This window comes from Glutamicibacter nicotianae (assembly GCF_002797775.1).
Lineage (GTDB): Bacteria > Actinomycetota > Actinomycetes > Actinomycetales > Micrococcaceae > Glutamicibacter > Glutamicibacter nicotianae.
Window position 1 is genome coordinate 1352636 of record NZ_PGEY01000001.1, and the last position, 20152, is coordinate 1372787.

General features: G+C 55.8%; 17 protein-coding genes and 5 tRNA genes. 6 read left to right on the plus strand and 16 right to left on the minus strand.

What is annotated here, in order from left to right; all coding sequences use genetic code 11:
• Window positions 1-157 precede the first annotated feature (157 nt).
• From ATK23_RS06170 to ATK23_RS06215, 9 genes are all read right to left on the minus strand, one after another.
• Window positions 158-817 carry an ATP-dependent Clp protease proteolytic subunit gene (locus ATK23_RS06170; RefSeq protein ID WP_038990812.1) on the minus strand — a complete coding sequence of 220 codons (660 nt, stop codon included), beginning with the start codon at window positions 815-817 and terminating at the stop codon, window positions 158-160.
• 47 nt (window positions 818-864) lie between these two features.
• Window positions 865-1488 (minus strand): ATP-dependent Clp protease proteolytic subunit, encoded by a 624-nt coding sequence (locus ATK23_RS06175; protein ID WP_255209556.1) that lies wholly within the window; start codon window positions 1486-1488, stop codon window positions 865-867.
• A gap of 223 nt (window positions 1489-1711) precedes the next feature.
• Window positions 1712-3043, minus strand: coding sequence for a trigger factor (gene tig, locus ATK23_RS06180; protein WP_038990810.1), 1332 nt, complete (start codon window positions 3041-3043; stop codon window positions 1712-1714).
• An 87-nt stretch (window positions 3044-3130) separates the two neighbouring features.
• Window positions 3131-3205 (minus strand) — tRNA-Pro (locus ATK23_RS06185).
• Between the two features lie 156 nt (window positions 3206-3361).
• Window positions 3362-3436 (minus strand) — tRNA-Pro (locus tag ATK23_RS06190).
• 142 nt (window positions 3437-3578) lie between these two features.
• A tRNA-Pro gene (locus ATK23_RS06195) sits at window positions 3579-3653 on the minus strand.
• Between the two features lie 661 nt (window positions 3654-4314).
• A tRNA-Gly gene (locus ATK23_RS06205) sits at window positions 4315-4385 on the minus strand.
• A 186-nt stretch (window positions 4386-4571) separates the two neighbouring features.
• Window positions 4572-5540, minus strand: a complete 969-nt coding sequence (locus tag ATK23_RS06210) for an Fpg/Nei family DNA glycosylase (protein WP_066138677.1) — start codon at window positions 5538-5540, stop codon at window positions 4572-4574.
• Window positions 5541-5542: 2 nt separating this feature from the next.
• Complete coding sequence (locus ATK23_RS06215) at window positions 5543-6016, minus strand: ribose-5-phosphate isomerase (protein WP_038990807.1); 474 nt, start codon at window positions 6014-6016, stop codon at window positions 5543-5545.
• 289 nt (window positions 6017-6305) lie between these two features.
• On the opposite strand from ATK23_RS06215, the gene pepN reads away from it, so the two are divergent.
• From pepN to ATK23_RS06230, 3 genes are all read left to right on the plus strand, one after another.
• On the plus strand, window positions 6306-8861 hold the full coding sequence (gene pepN / locus ATK23_RS06220; RefSeq protein WP_066138680.1) for an aminopeptidase N: 2556 nt from the start codon (window positions 6306-6308) through the stop codon (window positions 8859-8861).
• Between the two features lie 78 nt (window positions 8862-8939).
• Window positions 8940-9416, plus strand: a complete 477-nt coding sequence (locus tag ATK23_RS06225) for an OsmC family protein (protein ID WP_066138682.1) — start codon at window positions 8940-8942, stop codon at window positions 9414-9416.
• A gap of 12 nt (window positions 9417-9428) precedes the next feature.
• On the plus strand, window positions 9429-9947 hold the full coding sequence (locus ATK23_RS06230; RefSeq protein ID WP_052253678.1) for a globin: 519 nt from the start codon (window positions 9429-9431) through the stop codon (window positions 9945-9947).
• Between the two features lie 56 nt (window positions 9948-10003).
• On the opposite strand, the gene ATK23_RS06235 is transcribed toward ATK23_RS06230, so the two are convergent.
• Window positions 10004-10663 carry a DUF8185 domain-containing protein gene (locus ATK23_RS06235; protein ID WP_066138684.1) on the minus strand — a complete coding sequence of 220 codons (660 nt, stop codon included), beginning with the start codon at window positions 10661-10663 and terminating at the stop codon, window positions 10004-10006.
• 174 nt (window positions 10664-10837) lie between these two features.
• On the opposite strand from ATK23_RS06235, the gene ATK23_RS06240 reads away from it, so the two are divergent.
• Window positions 10838-11731 carry an acyl-CoA thioesterase gene (locus ATK23_RS06240; RefSeq protein ID WP_038990804.1) on the plus strand — a complete coding sequence of 298 codons (894 nt, stop codon included), beginning with the start codon at window positions 10838-10840 and terminating at the stop codon, window positions 11729-11731.
• Between the two features lie 31 nt (window positions 11732-11762).
• Here ATK23_RS06240 and ATK23_RS06245 read toward each other — a convergent pair whose 3' ends face one another.
• Together ATK23_RS06245 and soxR are read right to left on the minus strand one after the other, a co-directional pair.
• The gene (locus ATK23_RS06245) at window positions 11763-13499 is read right to left on the minus strand and encodes an MOSC domain-containing protein (protein ID WP_066138687.1); all 1737 of its coding nucleotides are present in this window, start codon (window positions 13497-13499) and stop codon (window positions 11763-11765) included.
• Between the two features lie 111 nt (window positions 13500-13610).
• Window positions 13611-14117: a redox-sensitive transcriptional activator SoxR gene (soxR, locus tag ATK23_RS06250; protein ID WP_083515446.1), complete on the minus strand. Its 507-nt coding sequence runs from the start codon at window positions 14115-14117 to the stop codon at window positions 13611-13613.
• Window positions 14118-14250: 133 nt separating this feature from the next.
• On the opposite strand from soxR, the gene ATK23_RS06255 reads away from it, so the two are divergent.
• The gene (locus tag ATK23_RS06255; protein ID WP_157801638.1) at window positions 14251-14757 is read left to right on the plus strand and encodes a flavin reductase family protein; all 507 of its coding nucleotides are present in this window, start codon (window positions 14251-14253) and stop codon (window positions 14755-14757) included.
• 68 nt (window positions 14758-14825) lie between these two features.
• On the opposite strand, the gene ettA is transcribed toward ATK23_RS06255, so the two are convergent.
• From ettA to ATK23_RS06270, 3 genes are all read right to left on the minus strand, one after another.
• Window positions 14826-16508, minus strand: a complete 1683-nt coding sequence (ettA, locus tag ATK23_RS06260; RefSeq protein ID WP_038990800.1) for an energy-dependent translational throttle protein EttA — start codon at window positions 16506-16508, stop codon at window positions 14826-14828.
• Between the two features lie 113 nt (window positions 16509-16621).
• Window positions 16622-17071: a single-stranded DNA-binding protein gene (locus ATK23_RS06265; RefSeq protein WP_066138692.1), complete on the minus strand. Its 450-nt coding sequence runs from the start codon at window positions 17069-17071 to the stop codon at window positions 16622-16624.
• A 90-nt stretch (window positions 17072-17161) separates the two neighbouring features.
• Window positions 17162-18061, minus strand: coding sequence for a CPBP family intramembrane glutamic endopeptidase (locus tag ATK23_RS06270; protein WP_157066325.1), 900 nt, complete (start codon window positions 18059-18061; stop codon window positions 17162-17164).
• A 102-nt stretch (window positions 18062-18163) separates the two neighbouring features.
• On the opposite strand from ATK23_RS06270, the gene ATK23_RS06275 reads away from it, so the two are divergent.
• Window positions 18164-18237, plus strand: a tRNA-Arg gene (locus ATK23_RS06275).
• 105 nt (window positions 18238-18342) lie between these two features.
• On the opposite strand, the gene ATK23_RS06280 is transcribed toward ATK23_RS06275, so the two are convergent.
• Entirely contained in the window at window positions 18343-20025 is a 1683-nt protein-coding gene (locus ATK23_RS06280; RefSeq protein WP_066138699.1) for an FAD-binding dehydrogenase, read from the minus strand.
• Window positions 20026-20152: the final 127 nt, after the last annotated feature.

Consider the following 20152-nt stretch of genomic DNA (forward strand, 5'->3'; position numbering starts at 1 on the left):
CCGTTTACTTGAGTAGCTGTGGACTTACCCAATTCTAGGCTAGTTGTCCCCCAAATTAGATGAATATGGCGGTTTACCTGTGTTGCGCCCTATCTGCCTTTGGACAGACCAGCAACTAGGCAAACCGCCATTCATCCTGGATTATTCCAAGTATGCGCTAGCTTCCCAGCTGGGCGCGGTTCAGCTTGCGAGGAGTCAATACCTCGTCGACGATGCCGTAGGCCTTCGCTTCGCTCGCCGTCATGAACAGGTCGCGCTCCACGTCGTCGCGGACCTTCTCAACTTTCTGGCCGGAGTGGGACGCAATGGTCTCTTCCAGCCAGCTGCGCATGCGCATGACTTCTTCGGCCTGGATCTGCAGGTCGGTCGCGGTACCGCGTTCGCCGCCACCCATTGCTGGCTGGTGGATCAGCACGCGGGCGTTAGGCAGTGCTAAACGCTTGCCCGGGGTGCCGGCTGCGAGCAGTACTGCTGCTGCTGATGCAGCCTGGCCGAGGCAGACGGTCTGCACCTCCGGGCGGATGAACTGAATCGTGTCATAGATTGCAGTCATCGCGGTGAAGGAACCACCTGGCGAGTTGATGTAAAGGGTGACGTCGCGCTCTGGGTCCATGGATTCCAGGACCAGCAGTTGGGCCATGACATCATCAGCCGATGCGTCATCGACCTGGGCGCCGAGGAAAATGATGCGATCCTCGAACAGCTTTGCGTAAGGGTCCTGGCGCTTGAAACCGTATGGGGTGCGCTCTTCGAACTGTGGCAGGATGTAGCGGGCCGACGGCATCTGACCGCTAACGGCTTCCGGATTGAAGTTCATGGTTTTCTCCTTGGACAAATCTTTGGGTATCAAGCGGTGCGGTACGACTACTTGTCGTCGTCGCCTACAACACCGGTGACCGAGCCTGCGTGGGTTGCGATCTGATCGAAGAAGCCGTACTTCAGGCCTTCTTCTGCGGTGAACCACTTATCACGCTGGTTGTCGATGAGGATCTGCTCCACGGTCTGACCGGTCTGTTCTGCAGTCAGCTCGCTCATGACCTTCTTCATGTGCATGATCAGTTCAGCCTGGATCTTGATGTCCGAGGCGGTACCGCCGATGCCGCCCGATGGCTGGTGCATCAGAATGCGTGCGTTCGGAGTGGCGAAACGCTTGCCCGGGGTGCCCGAGGACAGCAGAAACTGTCCCATCGATGCTGCCAGGCCGGTAGCTACGGTCACCACGTCGTTCGGGATGAAGTTCATGGTGTCGTAGATGGCCATGCCAGCGGTGATCGAGCCGCCTGGCGAGTTGATGTACAGGTAGATGTCCTTCTCAGGATCCTCTGCCGAGAGCAGCAGCAACTGCGAGCAAATGGCATTCGCATTGTCGTCGCGGACGTCGGAGCCCAGCCAGATGATGCGCTCCTTGAGCAGGCGGTTGTAGATGTAGTCATCACGGCCGGCCGGCTCTGCGGCTGCCATAGTGGGAGTGCGCGAATCATTTGACATGTTCTCTACCTCTTCCAAACGTGTAGATCAGTTTCTGGAATCTCTGTTTCTAATCCCATAGCTGCAACTGGTTACTTTGAGATTACTTACTTCAAGGCAATCTTGGGCCGTTTCATGCCCCTGTTTCGCTCACGGCGCATGATGCACGCCTGAAGCGAACAAAAATGGCCATCGGCGGCTTGCGTTGAACAAGCGGCCGACGGCCATCAGAGTTTAGTGAAGACTACTTGGCTTCTTCGGTTTCAACCTCAGCTGCCTCTTCTTCACCGGCTGGCTTGACGAAGGAGGTCAGGTCAACTGCGGCACCGTTGGAATCGGTGACCGTAGCGAACTCGAGAACCTTTGCCAGTGCCTTGCGGCGGCGAACTTCGCCCATGAGCATCGGAACCTGGCCTGCGCCGTCCAGCATCTGTGCGAACTGGTTTGGTTCCATGCCGTACTGGCCTGCGGTCTGGACGATGTAGTCGATCAGCTCGGACTGCTCGACGCCAACTTCTTCAGCATCTGCAACTGCGTCCAGGATGATTTCGTTCTTGAAGGCACGCTCGGTGTTCTCGCGAACCTCTGCACGGTGCTCCTCGGTGTCGTGGCCCTCTTCGGAGTTCGGAGCGTTGAAGTGCTGCTCGATCTGCTCGTCGATAACCGAAGCAGGAACAGGGACCTCAACCAGCTCAACCAGCTTGTCCAGAACCAGCTCACGAGCCTCTACGCCCTGCTCGACGACCTTGCCCTCTGCGGCGTCCTTTGCCAGGTTCTCGCGCAGTTCGGCGATGGTGTCGAATTCCGAAGCCAGCTGAGCGAAGTCGTCGTTAGCTTCTGGCAGTTCACGCTGCTTCACAGCGTTGACTACGACCTTGACGGTTGCGGACTTGCCAGCGTGCTCGCCGCCAGCCAGGGTGGTTTCGAAGGTTGCGTCTTCGCCAGCGGACAGGCCGGTAACGGCTTCGTCCATGCCCTCAAGCATGTTGCCGGAACCGATCTGGTAGGACAGGCCCTGTGCGGAGTCGACTTCTTCGCCTTCAACGGAAGCGGTCAGGTCGATGGTTACGAAGGAGTCTGCAGCTGCTGGAGCTTCAACTTCCTTCAGGGTGCCGAAACGGCCGCGCAGGTCGTCGAGAGCCTTCTCGATGTCCTCGTCAGCAACTTCCTTGGCCTCAACAGAAACCTCGATGCCCTTGTAGTCCGGAAGTTCAACCTTCGGACGTACGTCTACCTCTAGGGTGAAGACCAGCTGGCCTTCGCCTTCCTTTTCCAGGGATGGCAGTTCGGTGATGTCTACCTCTGGGCGGGACAATGGGGTGAGTTCGTTCTCAACCATTGCCTTCTGGTAGTACTCGTTCAGACCTTCGTTAACAGCGGTCTCGATGACGTGGCCACGGCCGACGCGCTGGTCGATCAGCTTTGCAGGAACTTTACCCTTGCGGAAGCCGGGGATCTGGATCTGCTGAGCGATGGTCTTGTACGCCTCATCGACGCGGGGCTTCAGTTCCTCGTAAGGAACTTCAACGGTCAGCTTAACCCGGGTCGGGTTGACGTTTTCGACGGCGCTCTTCACAGCGTTGTACTCCTGAGTTGTCTAATATTAGGTCTAATCTGCAAAAAACCCCGCAACATGGTGGCGTTGCGGGGTTGTTCGACAGAGTCGGGGTGACAGGATTCGAACCTGCGACCTCACGCTCCCAAAGCGCGCGCTCTAGCCAAGCTGAGCTACACCCCGATTAGCAGTGAACAGTCTAACCCGAGTCATCCTGTATCCACTAATCGTTTGTGATGCTTACTAGTTACCTTTTACGGTTCTTAGTGATCACAAGATCTAAATTATATTTAGCTCTCAATTTTCACGGGCTCCATCCGAAGATATCCACTCGCAAAGTCGGGGTGACAGGATTCGAACCTGCGACCTCACGCTCCCAAAGCGCGCGCTCTAGCCAAGCTGAGCTACACCCCGATTAGCCAGGAAGCCGCATCCTAGGATGACTGCTTCCAACTAACCGTGTTGCTTGAATAGTGAAGATTTCTCAATCGCCATTACTCACGAGACTTGATTTCTCAAATCTCAATTCCATGACCAGACTTCTCCAGTCATAAAGTCGGGGTGACAGGATTCGAACCTGCGACCTCACGCTCCCAAAGCGCGCGCTCTAGCCAAGCTGAGCTACACCCCGGTGAAGTTCAGAAGAAAGCTTGTTTCATCTGGACAAACCGCTTTGTAATCGGTTCGGGAATTTTTTGTTTCCCGTGCTGATCACAAGAAACTAAGTTACACGGGTTCGAACCAAAAGCAAAATCGAGGATTTTGCAAGTAGCACAATGACATCCGCGTAATTCCGCGGTTTTTCTCGTTTCACCTGCCTGATTCGTTCCAGAAATCGCATATTCGTGAGTTGAATTACAAGTGTATTCTCAACCTTCGGAATCCTCGTTCCTGGGTTAACGGACGCCGAGATCCTTCCAAGGAACCCACCGCCAGAGCCGTAAGCATAGCTAAATCGATATTCCAAGGATTTGTGTACGAACGCTGCGCCTTCAAAAAAGCCGGCAGTAACCATGGGCAACTGCCGTGCACCGAGGCACGTTGGTGATTCCCGGTTCACAATCTGGAAATCCGGCAAAATGTTCAAGCAATCGAAAGCGTATTTCAAGCACTCGATGGATGAGCTCGCCAGAAAACCGCGAAGCAACATCCAGGGCCGATCATTTGGAGATGTCGCTCGGATAAGGGCAGCCCGTTTGAAGCGGCCAGTACCTCAGAATAAAAAGTTTGGAAGAACTGATTTTCTGCCGGGTATACGAAAAGGTCCCGCACAGCGGAACCTTTTCAAACGGAGGGGATGACGGGAATCGAACCCGCGTCATTAGTTTGGAAGACTAAGGCTTTACCATTAAGCTACATCCCCATTTCGAAGCACCTGCGCTTCGAACAAGATTCAGTCTAGACCATAAAACTCTTGCTTTGCAAATCGAGGATTCCACGTCTCACTTGGGCCCTCTCCCCTAGCACCCGTACGAAGGACTGGCCGGCAAAACACGCCGATAAGTCGGAACGAAAAGAATTCCATCCGTCTCATCGTGGCACTTACCGACTAAGTCGAGTGTCGTTGACGAGGCCTCTTCTGACAGCGTGGGCACCAATACAACTTCCGAGCCGCGACTTCAGCCAGGGAAATCCGGGCCGAGCATTTACGGCACTGCATGCCTTGCCGTTGGTAAACGTAATACGCGTTGTCCGGCCAAATCACGCCCTGAGGGTCCCGGTCCTCGGGCAAGGTAGTAATGATCTTGCCATCGCGAACACCGTCTTCCATGACGGAGACGATGTCCCACCAAAGTTTCCTGGTTTTCTGAGCACTTAGCTCATTCGCTGGCAGCGCCGGAGAAATACGATTCCGGAATAATGCTTCGGCACGGTAAATGTTCCCAACGCCGGAGATGACGGACTGATTCATTAGCGCGACGCCGATGGGAGTCTTCGTCTTCAACAGATTGGCACGAAATTCTTTGTGCCCTGCTTCAAGCAATGTTTCGGAGTCCGCGATGTCCGCTTGGCCCTTGGCAGCTCTAAACCGAACCGCAGAACCAATCAATGGATCCGGCCCCAGCTTATTCAGGTGCGCTTGAACCCGGTCATGATCCAACACCTCGCACGCCGTCGGCCCACGCAAATCCGCCCAACCATGCTCGGAAACGATTCGTACCCGTACTGCGCCAACCGGCGCAGGCGGCCCGTTGTACGATTCAGCGTCGGAAGTGGTGCCTGTTTCGCTTTCGCCAATCTTCCGTGGCGCACCGATCGACGAGGCACCAGTAAAGTGCTGATCGCCGCCGAAACTGAAGGCGCCATAGAGTCCCAAATGCACGCGAAGATACAAATCGTTGGAAAAACGGCAGAATAGTTGCTTGCCTTTGGCAAAGGCGTGCTCTAGCTGGTGGCCATCGATTCGTTCCGCATCAGAACTGAAACGGCCTTGCGGGGACGAGACGAGAACCGTTTGCCCGCCAAAGACATCGTCGAATTGGCGGGCAAGGCGGTGAAGGGAATGTCCTTCCGGCACGACTACTCGATGACCTCGCCGGTAGTCTCGTATGCAGCGATCTTGCTGATGCGGCGTACATGGCGTTCAGCTTCGCTGAATGGCTCCGCAAGGAAGGCCTCGATAAGTTCTGCTGCTTCTTCCACCGAGTGCTGGCGCCCGCCTACAGCGATGACATTTGCATTGTTGTGTTCACGGGCGAGCTTGGCGGTGTCCAAGTTCCATGCCAGTGCAGCACGGATACCCTCGACCTTGTTAGCCGCAATCTGTTCGCCATTTCCCGATCCACCCAAAACGATGCCCAGCGCGTCCACGCCGGCACGCTGATCTTCGACGACCGCTAAGGCAGCGTTGATGCAGAACGCCGGGTAGTCATCCTCTGGGTCGTAAGACTTCGGCCCATGGTTGACCATTTCGTAGCCCTTGGCCGTCAGGTGCTTCACCAGGTAATCGCTGAGCTCGAGTCCTGCATGGTCAGTGGCGATATGCACGCGCATAATCTATTGCCTCATTTACTTGGGAGGGGTCTTTTACTGTCCTATCTAGGATAGCGACCGCAGCACACACTCTCGCTACTTCGCAGCCTCACACCCTGGAGTATTAACCCAATAAGTCTTGCGCTCGTCCCAAAGCACGCAATTTATGGGAGTTATTGGAAAATTGAGTAAATTGTTCGGCCCAATGACTTGCGCAATGCCCCGTCGCAGGTGACACAATGGACAGATATTCAATATTCGTTTCACAACTTCCGCTGATGGATAACCATCACCAAGAATTGGAGAACCCATGCCAGGAATGAACCTCACTCGCGCGGAGGCCAGCGAACGCGCGAATCTGCTCAACGTTGACAGCTACGAGGTAAGCCTGGATCTCACTCAGGGTGAGCGCGTCTTTTCTTCAAAAACTATTGTTCGCTTCACCGCTACTGCCGGCGCGTCGACTTTCATTGATGCAGTCACCGATTCGGTACGCTCGATCAATCTCAACGGAGTAGAGCTGGACCCTGTCGAGCATTCCGATGGCATCCGCATTCAATTGCCGAATCTCGCCGCAGAAAACCTGCTGGTGATTGACGCAGACGCGCTGTACATGAACACCGGCGAGGGCCTGCATCGATTCGTTGACCCAGTGGACCAGGAAGTATACCTGTATACCCAGTTCGAGGTTGCGGACTGCCGGCGCATGTTCGCCGTCTTCGAACAACCCGATTTGAAAGCCACTTTCCAGTTCTCGGTAACCGCCCCAAAATACTGGAAGGTAGTCTCCAACGCACCTACTCCCGAGCCAATCGAAAACGGCGATTCCGCTACCTGGGACTTTGCGCCGACCCAGCGCATCTCCTGCTACATCACCGCCCTGATTGCTGGCCCCTACCAAGTGGCCCGCGATTCCCTGGTTTCCTCCAGCGGACGCACCATTGAGCTCGGCGTCTTCGCCCGCGCATCAATGATGCAATACCTGGACGTCGAGAACATCGTGGCCATCACCCGACAGGGCTTCGAATTCTATGAGAAGAACTTCGGCACTCCGTACCCGTTTGAGAAGTACGACCAGCTTTTCGTGCCGGAGTTCAACGCCGGCGCCATGGAGAACGCGGGAGCAGTGACCTTCCTCGAAGAATACGTTTTCCGGTCCCGGCCCACCGGCGCCATGGTGGAACGCCGCGCCATCACCATCCTGCACGAACTGGCCCACATGTGGTTCGGCGACCTGGTCACCATGAAGTGGTGGAACGATCTGTGGCTGAACGAATCATTCGCCGAATTCATGTCCACGCTGGCCGCAGCGCAGAACACCGAGTTCACCAGTGCCTGGACCACCTTCAACACCTTGGAGAAGAACTGGGCCTACCGCCAGGACCAGCTGCCATCCACCCACCCAATCGTCGCCCCGATCAATGATCTGGAAGACGTCGAGGTCAACTTCGACGGCATCACCTACGCCAAGGGCGCTAGCGTTCTGCGACAGCTGGTAGCTTTCGTGGGCCAGGAAGAATTCATGTCAGGCGTGCGCGAGTACTTCTCCAAGCACGCCTGGTCAAACACCGAGCTGCCAGACTTGCTCAAGGAATTGGAAGCAGCCAGCGGCCGCGATCTGAGCGGTTGGGGCGCTCAATGGCTGGAAACTGCTGGAGTGAACACGCTCAAGGCGGAGATGGCTATCGATGAAGACGGCGTCATCACTTCCTTCGCCATCCGCCAGTCCGCAGTGGCGGAGCATCCGACCCTGCGCCAGCATCGTCTAGCCGTAGGCTTCTACTCGCTGGACGAGGCTGGGGTGCTGCAGCGAGTGCACCGCGAGGAACTTGATATCGATGGCGAACTCACCGAAGTTCCAGCGCTTGTAGGCCGGCAACGTCCAGATTTGGTCCTGCTCAACGACGATGACCTGACGTATGCCAAGATTCGCTTGGATGAAGTTTCCTTGGCTACTGCCACCGAGCATCTGAAGGACTTCGAAGAGTCGCTACCCCGGACCTTGGTCTGGTCTGCGGCCTGGGATTCTGTGCGAGATGCCGAAGCACCTGCGAGCACATACGTCCAATTGCTGCTAAACAACATTGGCCACGAAGTAGATTCCACCGTGATCATGGTGCTGCTGCGCCAGCTGAACACCTCACTGGACCTCTACGTCGCGCCCGAACACAGCGAAGAGCTTTCGGTTCAGGCTGCAGACCGTCTGTGGCAACTGGCCTCCGAGGCTGAAGCCGGTTCGGACGCACAGCTGCAGTTCGTAAAGGCCTTTGCCCACCGCTCGCGCACCACCGCGCAGCTGGACGAGGTCAAAAGCCTGTTCGACGGCTCGGCAAGCTTGGCAGGCCTCGTAGTGGACACCGATTTGCGTTGGTCCTTGGCCATAGCGCTGAGTGCTGGCGGCTACATGAGCGATGCCGATCTCGACGCCGTTCTGGCCAACGACGATACCGCCAAGGGCAAGGCGTCGTGGTACACAGCGCGGGCTTCCCGACCCACTGCTGAATCGAAAGCAGAGGCATTCGCGGCTGCAACCGCAGCCACCCTGTCCAACGATCAGCAAAGCGCAATTATTACCGGTTTCAACAACGTGCACGACAACACGCTGATCGCCGGCTACGCAGAGGAGTACTTCGGGTTGCTCGTCAATGCCTGGGAATCCTACTCCCACGAGATGGCCAAGCAGATCCTGCTGGGCTTCTACCCTAGCTCCAACGTTTCGGAGGAAACCTTGAAGCAGACGGATGAATTCCTGGGGTCCTTGGGCTCCAAGCACGCCGCGATGCGCCGATTGCTGGTGGAGTCGCGTGCCGACGTCGTCCGCGCGCTAGCCGCACGCAAGGCCGATGCGTTGGTTCCAGGAATCTAGGGTCGTTCAGGTGGTGGCTTCTTCCGCTCAATGCGGAAGTCGCCACCACCTTGTGGTTAAAAGTGGGAGAATGGATTCATGGACCTCTCGCAACATGAATACCGGGTGGGCCTCGAATGGACCGGCAATCGTGGAACCGGAACCGAAAGCTACCGAAGCTACGGTCGCGACCATGTATTGCGTGCATCGGGGTTGCCAGAATTGCCAGGCACCGCGGATCCAACCTTCCACGGGGATCGCGATCGCTGGAATCCAGAACAGCTTTTGCTAGCTGCCCTGAGCCAATGCCACATGCTCTCGTACCTCCATGTAGCAGTCACCCATGGCGTGAATGTGACCGCTTACACGGATGATGCCTATGGATCTTTGCGCCTTAACCGAGATAACAGCGGTGAGTTCACCCAGGTCATGCTGCGGCCCACAGTCCATCTTGCCGATGAATCCCAGCGCGAGCTTGCAGATTCGCTCCACGCCCAAGCAAACAAGGTTTGCTTCATCGCCCGCTCTGTCAACTTCCCGGTTCTCCACGAGCCGGTTGCCCCTAGCGCCTCCTGAGGAAATTTACGAATGACTGAAAACCAGCCCACGGCCTCCGACCGCAAGAAGGATCCCTTCAGCAATCCGTTGGTTCTAGGCCGCTCCAGCCAAGAGTTCTTGGATGCCGCAGAGGCACCGATTGATGTTGCCGACTTCCCGGGAACCTTTTATGCAGAAGTCGGCGGCCGTGAGGTATTCGCGCAGTTAACGAAGAATTTCTATAGTTCAGTTGCCGAAGATGCAGACTTCCGGCGGATGTATCCGGAAAAGGAACTTCATGCTGCACAGGTTCGACTCCAGCTGTTCCTGGAACAATACTGGGGCGGTCCAACGACTTTCTCCGAGCATCGTGGTCACCCGCGACTGCGCATGCGCCATGCCAACTACCCAGTGAACAGCCACTATCGTGACGTGTGGCTGGGCCACATGAATAAGGCTATCGACCAACTCGAGCTGCCGATGCTGCAAGCAGATACTTTGCGCGATTATTTTGAGCGCGCAGCCCACTCGCTGCTGAACACTCCGGACGGACACCAGAGCCTGCTCTAGAAAATATGGACTAGAACCGCCAAACGGCGAATTCTAGCCCATTTCTCTAATTCGGCTTAGACGAGCAGTGAAGCCTTGCGCGCCAGGACGTGCCCTCGTTCGTTGCTCAGTCGAGTCCAGCTGCCGTTGCGAAGTACTCGGCACTGTCCGCCAGGAATCAAGAATCCCAGCGCATGCATGGCAAATGCAGCGCCCATCGGAATTTCCATTCCCACGTCTGGCACCTGTGTCGACCAGATTCGCTGGCGCACCTGCACTAGCACCGGCAACCCAGGGTTTTCGGGCAACGCCTGGGCCACGGCGTCGATGCCGCTTTGAGCTGAGGACGACAATGTGTCGTTCGCTACGGCCCCAGCGTCTTCCCAACCGGAAACGGGAACTGAGATCCCGGCCCATTTTGGATTCTCTTCAACCGGCGGGAGGGAGAATTCAACGGACGTCTCCCCCATGCGGGCAAGGCGATCTTGAATGGAAGCCAGAGAGTAACTGGCATTGACTTCCGCAGGCTGGGCCAGGCGATGCACGCGCATCCCGAGAATGGTGTAACCACCCTGCCCTAGATCAGCAGGGACAAGAATCGGTACATAGACTGCTAAAGCCGTCTTTCGGGCGACGAATTGGGCCGCGCCATCCTCAATCGTTTTCGCGCGGCTAATAAAGTTCGCTAAGTCGCTTACTGAATTGCTGTCGTCGAAATTCACTGCATCACTCGCCATACATTCATAATCTCACGTAGCCACAGCGATGTGCGGCGAGTTTGCTCATGGCGTGATATCGACCGAGGATACGTATAGTTTTCCTATGAGACCGAATTTCCATGAGAAAATGTTACTTTCAAGTAACATTGACCCTGGTTCAGTTCCATTAGCGCATGACGAGGAGCCCGCACAGTGACCGAAGACTTAGGCACCACCCAGATCCTGCTGGATCTATTGAACCTGGATGGAGAAGACCAGGCGCGCACAGATGAGGATATCTTCATCGGTCATACCCCTGCTCAGAATCGACCCCGCGTTTTCGGAGGACAGGTTCTAGCCCAGTCCATAATCGCTGCCACGCGCACCATCGAGCCGACACGTGCCATCCATTCCCTGCACGGATACTTCTTGCGCCCGGGAGACCCGAACCAGACCATTACCTTCGGCGTACAGCGCTTGCGCGATGGCCGCTCATTCTCCGCTCGCAGAGTGCACGCTTACCAAAACGGCGAACCGATCTTGTCGATGATCACCTCGTTCCAAGAGCCTGCCATCGGCTTGGAGCATCATGATCCGATGCCCATCGATGTCCCAGAGCCGGAGTCGCTTCCGACGACAGCGGATCTCGTGGGCCACTTTGACCATCCGGTAGCCAAGGAATGGGCATTCGAACGGCCCTTCGACGTACGTCATGTTTCCGAACCGATTTATCTACCTGGCAATTCGAGCAAGATCGCCGATAGCGCGGTCTGGCTCCGCACTACGTCGGCAATGCCAGATGACTTGTCGCTTCACCGCGCAGCTTTGGCGTATGCCAGCGACTACATGTTGCTTGAGCCCGCCCTGAGAGCCCATGGTGTGCCGTGGGTTCATCGCGGGTTGAGCATCGCTAGCCTCGACCACGCGATGTGGTGGCATCGAGATTTCCGTGTTGATGAATGGCTGCTCTACGTACTTCATTCTCCATCGGCGTCTTCAGCCCGTGGGCTTGGAACTGGAAAGTTCTACAACAAAGCCGGCGAGCTGGTCGCTACCGTCGCCCAAGAAGGCATGATTCGCCTGCCCGAGTTCTCGGACGGACACTAGTTACTTATCTGAAGCGCAGCGCCCGTGCAGTTCATGCTCCTAATTCAATGTCGCCCGCTGGCACAGCCATGCAGGTGAGGATCTGGTCCTGTTCCACGCGGGCGCTTGGCTCTAACGGGTACGAGACTCTGCCCCTCAGAAGCTTCACAGCGCACTCGCCGCAAGAACCCGAACGGCAAAGGCTTGCAGGTTCAACGCCTTGATCTTCGAGTGCTTCGAGCAATACGCCGTCTTTGGCACTCCAAGTAAATGACCTTCGGCTGTCACGACAAGTGACCTCCGCGGATGGATAGTCCTCGAATAGCCTGTCCAGATCAGTAGTGGGCGAGGCGAAGACTTCACGGTGAATCTGCAAAGCCGGAATTCCCGCTCGTTCGCATGCCTCAAAAACCATACTGGTGAATTTTTCCGGTCCGCACACCACTACGCTGTCACAACCCTGTAGATACTGCGCTATCTCAGCAGGCCCGGGCCTGCCCTCAGTTGTGTCGATTCGGTTCAGGCAGATTGACGATTTCAGTTCAGAAGCCATCTGCTCCAAACGGGAGTACAGAGCGCTGGCTCTTCCACGTTCAACATGAATGATCCGCAACTTGCGGCTGTCATTGGCCGCGGCCTCATCGCCGAGCAACCCCAAGGCAGGGGTAATGCCAATACCTGCGCTGACAATCGCGGTGCAGGCTCCCAGGACCTTGGCCGAGGTCAAGACCCCGTAGGGCCCCGAAACAAGAACTTGCTCGCCCTCATTCAATTGTGCGATTTTGCTTGAGGCTTCGCCCTGGACACGTACATCGATACCAATCCTCGAGCCAACCACGGATGTAATGGTGTAATTTCTCCACAGAGGGTCCGGCAGGTGAACCCTCAAGTGCATCCCGGCTTCATAGTGCCTGTCAATCCATCCGAAGGGATCCTCAAGCAGGAGTTCGACCACTCCGGCACCCAACTCCTGATTCCGCAATACGGTCATGAACCGTGGCGAAACCTTGGATGGCACGAGTTCTTCAGCTCCGGATGGATCGTCTTCTATTTGAATCTCAGCGCCAGCCTCCAAGACGCCTGGTTCCAAGACAGTTCCATAAATGCCACAGTGGATATGGCCAAAGTAAGTCGCCAGCAAACGTGGTCCATTCGTATCCACTTCGGTCGACACCGGATTTACAGATGTCGCTGAGCAACGAGCGATCGACTTGGTGATAGCAATACGGACATCACCTATGCGCAGCACTTTTCCAATTAGCCCGTACTCGGCATAGGCCGGCACCCCCTCAATCAACAGGTTCCCCCGGTACCGGCGCGGATCCATGTGCACACCTGATACTCTCGAAAGTTCCGCAACCGTATTCGGGTTAATGATCGAAATGCCAGACAGACGGGAATCGAACATTCCTTGCGGGGCCGACACTAATTTCCGCGGAATAGGTCCCTGCGGTGGCAAGTATTTCGACAGGTACGCACGAGCGGCATCCATGTCAGCTTGGTTATTCACGTCAAAGCTGAGAGGCACCGCACCGGTCGAAGCAGGGGCTGTCATGGTGATCAGCGGAGGCCGAGAATGAACCCGCCACTTTTGCAAGCTCTTGTTGTTCTTTAGGATCGTGAAGCTAAGGCAGCTCTCCCACTGGTCTTCGCGATGCATGATGGTGCCATTGCCAAAGGCAACGCGACGGTCGCCTTCCAGACCGCTTCCTTTTCTCACGGCCGCCGAGTCAATTTTTTCGCCCGGCAACCCCTTAATAGGGAAACGGAATATTTGAGCAATCCTCATGGTGGAATTCTAGCTAGATCTGGGTTCATTGCGAGAATTCGGAACGGGTCGCATCGAAGTCAACCCCGCATTCATGGAAATTTCGAGCCAGCTTCAGGGCCTGGCCTGCTGCTATTCCGATTCGTTCGCAACAGCTCCAGGAGTTTCCAATCGCCGCGCTCCCGCGCCCTCATGCGCTAATTGGTCTGCCGGATTCAGCAGGCTGCAGGCCTGCATCGATAGGCAGCCGCATCCGATGCACCCCATAAGCCGATCTTCTAGTTCCTCAATAGCACGTCGCCGCGCTTCGAGAACTTTCTTCCACTCTTCAGTTGCCCGCAACCAATCGTTTTCTGTAGGGATTTTCCCCATAGGCACTGGCGCCAAGGCACGTTTTATGTCGCCGAGTGGAATACCTAATTTGCTGCCCACAGTGATCAAAGAGATCCGCCGCAACAGGTGGCGAGGAAAGCGTCGCTGATTTCCAGCCGTTCGTGTAGCCGCGATCAGGCCAATTTCTTCGTAGTAGTGCAGAGCGGACCTGGCCACGCCAGTGCGGTCACTGACTTGACCGATACTGAGCAGCTCTTGCCCGGGATATTCATTTGCACAATCGCCATGTTCCGCTGTGTGAAGCATCACCTGCCCCTTTCTTGACCTCAGGTTTACTTGAGGTCTTAGGGTAGAGGTATTCAAAGTTGTTGGCAAAGGCTCGGGCTTTTGCATCAGTTACTGGGGTTGGCACTCTAACTTCAGGCAAAGGAGGTACTCAGTGAGCGAATTATCTAGTGACTTCCGCACAGCCTTCCGTCACCACCCGGCTGGAGTAGCACTAATAACAGCAACCATCGACCAGGCAAATTACGGCTTAACGATCTCTTCTCTGGCGTCGCTGTCAATCGATCCAGTTGCCGTTTCGTTTTCGCTGGCCAAAGAATCAGGAGCCGCCGGCGCCGTACTTGCTGCACAAAGCTTCGTCATCCACTTACTTGGAGAAGACCAGCAAGAGTTGGCTGGCAACTTTGCCCAGCCCGGTGCCCCGCGATTCACGCGTGATCAAAACTTCCGGATCCTCCCGACCGGTGAACCGCATTTTATTGAAGCACCGGTTGCCTTTCGGGCCAGCATTCATTCTTCGATCAGCATTGGAGGTTCCCGACTGATCGCGGCTGAAGTCCACGAAGTCCTCCACGGTCAACGGCTGCAGCAACACTTGGTTTACCAGGATCGAGAGTATCTGAAGCTCTCCGAATTGCGTGCTGCTTCCGCATCGAATTAACAGATGCGGGCCACACAGGGCATAAAATTAGCCGCCACATTCGTGGCGGCTAATTTTATGACCTGCTATTAATCACGGGTCAGGCGGCGATGGGTGACGCGGTGCGGCTTGGCCGCATCGGCGCCCAGTCGTTCAACCTTGTTGCTCTCGTAGGAGTCAAAGTTGCCCTCGAACCAGTACCAGTTCGCCGGATCTTCCTCAGTGCCCTCGTAGGCCAGGATGTGGGTCGCGACTCGGTCCAGGAACCAACGATCGTGCGAGACCACGACAGCGCAGCCCGGGAACTCGAGCAATGCGTTTTCCAACGACGAAAGAGTTTCGACATCCAAGTCGTTAGTAGGCTCATCGAGCAGCAACAGATTGCCGCCCTGCTTAAGGGTCAAGGCCAGGTTGAGTCGGTTGCGCTCACCGCCGGAGAGCACACCTGCCTTCTTCTGCTGGTCTGGACCCTTAAAGCCGAAGGCCGAAACGTAGGCACGCGACGGCATCTCAACCTGTCCGACGTTGATGTAGTCAAGACCATCCGAGACTACTTCCCACAACGACTTCTCAGGGTCAATATTCTCGCGGTTCTGGTCGACGTAGGAGATCTTGACGGTGTCGCCGATCTTGAGCGTTCCGCCGTCAAGCTCTTCAAGTCCAACAATGGTCTTGAAGAGAGTCGACTTGCCAACACCGTTAGGACCGATGACACCAACGATGCCGTTACGAGGAAGAGAGAACGACAGGCCATCGATCAGCACACGATCGCCGAAGCCCTTCTTCAAGTTCTCGGCCTCGATGACTACCTGGCCAAGACGCGGGCCTGGTGGGATCTGAATTTCCTCGAAGTCCAGCTTGCGGGTGCGCTCGGCCTCCGCTGCCATTTCTTCGTATCGTGCCAAACGGGCCTTGGACTTGGTCTGACGGCCCTTGGCATTCGAACGAACCCATTCAAGCTCTTCTGCCAGGCGCTTAGCAAGCTTCTGGTCCTTCTTTCCCTGTACTTCCATGCGTTCGCGCTTCTTCTCCAGGTAAGTGGAGTAGTTGCCCTCGTACGGGTGCAGGCGACCACGATCAACTTCACAGATCCATTCGGCGACATGGTCCAGGAAGTAGCGGTCGTGGGTTACGGCCAATACGGCACCTGGGTACGATGCCAGGTGCTGTTCCAGCCACAGGACGGACTCGGCATCCAAGTGGTTAGTGGGCTCATCGAGCAGCAGCAGATCCGGCTTCTGCAGCAGAAGCTTGCACAATGCTACGCGTCGACGTTCACCACCGGAGAGATGGGTGACTTTCTCGTCGCCCGGTGGGCAGCGCAGGGCGTCCATTGCCTGCTCTAGCTGGTTGTCGATGTCCCATGCGTCGGCTGCGTCGATCGCTTCCTGCAGCTTCCCCATCTCTTCCAGGAGCGCGTCGAAATCGGCGCCTTCCTGAGCCATCTCTTCAGAGATCTCGTTGAATCGGGTGATCTTTTCGTAGATTTCTCCGACGCCTTCCTGGACGTTGCCCAGAACGGTCTTTTCTTCATTTAGTGGTGGTTCCTGCAGGAGGATGCCTACCGAGTAGCCGGGTGAAAGACGTGCTTCACCGTTCGACGGGGTATCGAGTCCCGCCATGATCTTCAGGATCGTTGACTTACCAGCGCCGTTTGGGCCCACGACACCAATTTTGGCACCGGGGAAGAACGACATGCTGACATTGTCAAGGATGACTTTGTCACCAACGGCCTTGCGGGCCTTGGTCATCGTGTAAATGAATTCCGCCATACCTTTAAGGCTAGTCGGTTAGCGTGGTCATTTCCGAATCCACACACCACTATTTTGAGTTGGTGGTGCCCGGATTCACACGAAACCATCGAACACCACCAAAGCGTGCTTGTTTAGGCCGCTTCCCCATCATCGTTTTGCCAGCTTCCTTCGGTGTCCGCCGAGCGTGATGGATGCTGAACTCGATCGATTTCGCCAGTGTCTGCCCGCACTCGGCTGAATGAACTGGTCCCGAAACGAAGATCGTGACCAATTGAATACGCTTCGATGTCTGCGCTGATTCCGCGAGTTCCATCGGCGCGTTCAAAGTCCCGGATCTGCAGTTTTCCAAAAATCATAACGTGGTCGCCTTGCGCCAACGATTCCATGGAGTTCTCCCCCAGCGTGCGGAAGGCCGAGACGGCATACCAATTGGTCGGCCCATCAGCCCACTGCCCGGTTTCAAGGTCGCGTTTACGCTCATGTGTAGCTACGCGGAATTTCAGGATTGAAACGCCCTTCGGCGTAATGCTGAGTTGAGGCTCCGTTCCAACAATGCCTCGGATTGTCACAAGGTCACTCATGAACCTGTCTCCTTCTTGACCCGAATGCCAGAAACTTTTTCTGCCATTGAATCTGATGGTGGCCCACTAAAAGTGACGATGGTATTGGAATCAGCGGAGTGGGGATAAGTTCTTTGTTCTTTGCTGCTTGAAAGCCCCGAACGGAATCATTACTGCTATGACCAGACCTGGGAGTATCCAGCCGGACCACCCTAAAATAGAGCCCTTTGTTGCATCCAGTGGTACTCCCAGCACCATGAATAGCGAGACGAGTCCGGCGCTCGCATTCAATGCGCCGTGTGCTAAGGCCGTTGGCCACACGGAATCGCTGTAAGTTCGCAACCAACCAAGGAATGCACCAAATACGATGCACATGCCGCACATGGCCAGGACACCCCATGGCCCCGTCGCCATCGGATAGTTGTACCCCAACAGAACCAGTGGCGCATGCCAAGCGCCCCAGATAGCGCCGGATATCAAGATGGCAGGGAGCTGTCCGTACGATTGCAACCGAACCCAAAGCCAACCACGCCACCCGATCTCCTCGCCTAAGGTGAACAGCGTGTTGAAGAGACTGGCGATAACTATCACCCCGGCTTGCCCTAGGAGGTACTTGGCTGGTCCGCCCTCGCCGGAAACGAAGTGCAGAACTGTAAAGCTCTCCAGATCCCCGGGGAATACGCCTAGCCACGTTCCGACGAGCGGCGCCTGGAGAATGAGAGCTAGCGGAATCATGTAAGACAGCACCAGAGCAATTAGGAACTTTCCAGGTCGCTTGATAGGCCACAGCCCGACATCCGCGGGGAAGCTCTTCACCCGTCGCTCTGCAATTGCGATCATTAGAGCAGCTACTGTCGGGGTAAACATCATGGCCGTGGCGATGCCCGGCAACCTGGCATCGTTAATGCCATCTCCTCGCCAAAGTGGAAGTGCAACCGCCCAGGCCAGCGCCATGCTGAGTACACAGAAGCAAACGATGCTCAAAATGCCACCGATTCTCAATTTCGGCAACTTAACTACCCCAGATCAGATGATGATGCGCGTACATCTCACCAGCCCAACGGCCTCAAGTCGTATTTTTGGGGAACAATGAGCTAAACTATTTTCGGTTCTGCCTCCGTAGCTCAGCTGGATAGAGCAAGAGCCTTCTAATCTCTAGGTCGCGCGTTCGAGTCGCGCCGGGGGCACGGACAAGAAACCGCCGTTCATTTGGTCAAACAAGTGAACTGCGGTTTCTTTTTGTTTACTCGGAAACAGGTTTTTGACCATAGTTTGACCACAGTTTCCATTCCTTATTGCAGCGCTCCTACCAGTGCTCGACCTACTTGACGTCCACTGAACAAACACCCTCCCAAAAAAGTGCCCTCGAGCGCGTTATATCCATGCATCCCACCCCCACCGAACCCAGAGGCTTCACCGGCTGCATAGAGTCCGTCAAAAATGCTTCCATCTTCCTTGAGAACCCTTCCGGAAAGGTCCGTCTGCAATCCCCCTAGGGATTTTCGAGTCAGAATATGCAACTTCACTGCAATTAACGGCCCGGCAGCAGGATCAAGAATCCTGTGAGGAGCTACCGCCCGGGTGAGACGGTCGCCAATGTACTTGCGCGCATTGCGGATCGACTGAATTTGCTGATCCTTGCTGAATGGGTTCTCAATTTGTGAATCCCGGACAAGCAAATGCTGGCGGAGACGCTCCGGCTCAACAAATGCTTCTGGCGCTATGGAATTCATCTTCGTACCAAGTTCTTCCACGGTAGTAGCCGAAACGAAGTCAGCGCCTTTGTCCAAGAAGTCTCGAACCGGCGCCGGCGCCCCTTTGCCGAAGATCCGGTCTTTCACAACCCCGGCCTTGTCCCGATTAGTCAGGTCCGGATTCTGTTCCGAGCCGGACAGAGCGAATTCTTTCTCAACTATTCGCTGGTTCAGCACGAACCATGAGTAGTCGTACTTTCGCGCAATTGGATCCGTTCGAAGATACTTCAGCGTGCCCAGGGTGTCATGCCCCGGAAGACATGGCGCTTTGAGCCGGTTTCCCTCTGCGTCGAACCACATGGAACTGGGACCAGGCAGGATTCGTATTCCGTGTGACGGCCAAATCGAGTTCCAATTCTGAATTCCCTCGGTGTAATGCCACATTCGATCCCGATTGACCCAACGTGCACCAGATGCCTGCGCTAGCTCGATGCCGCTTCCATCAACGTATTCCGGAACCCCGGTGATCATGTGTTCTGGTGCATCGCCAAGCCTAGTCGGCCAGAATTTTCGCACCAGGTCGTGGTTCCCACCAATTCCACCAGTCGCAACGACCACTGCCTCAGCCGAAAATTCGAATTGGCCCAGGACGGTTCTAGTGGCACCCTGTCCCCGCGGAGCGTCATCTGGCGACAGGACCTCGCCACGAACACCGGTGACCGAGCGGCCAGTAGTCACCAGCTCGGTGACTCGATGGCGATTGAGCAATTGAACTTGCCCCATGCGCAGTCCTTCGCGGATCCTGTCGGCGAATGGTTCTGATACGCCAGTCCCGGTTCCCCATGCGATGTGAAATCGCGGTACCGAATTCCCATGGCCCTCGGCACGACCGCCGCCGCGCTCAGCCCAGCCCACTACTGGTGTCAGATCAATACCTTTTCGCTTGATCCAAGATCGCTTTTCAGTGGCCGCGAACTCGACATAAGCTTTCGCCCACCGATGCGCCCACACATCCTCATTTCCCAGGCGGTCGAATTGAGCGCTATGTTGCCAATCCGACCACGCAAGATCAAATGAATCGCGGACACCTAAACGACGTTGTTCCGGGGTGTCAACCAAAAACAATCCACCGAAAGACCAGTAGGCCTGGCCGCCAAGATTCGCCGAGTTTTCCTGATCTAGGATCCGGACTTTTAGACCGGCATCAAGTGCTTCGGCTGCAACCACCAATCCAGCCAGCCCCGCACCGATTATCAGTACACTGCCAAATTCTGACCCCATCGGATTATTGCCACCTCGGATGGTATGTAGTGAACGATTATTTACCTAGAGCCTACTTGCTGATGAGCAAAGTCACCATGGCTATACGCTCCGTCCCCATGCACCTGGCGCAGATTGCTTCCCGAGA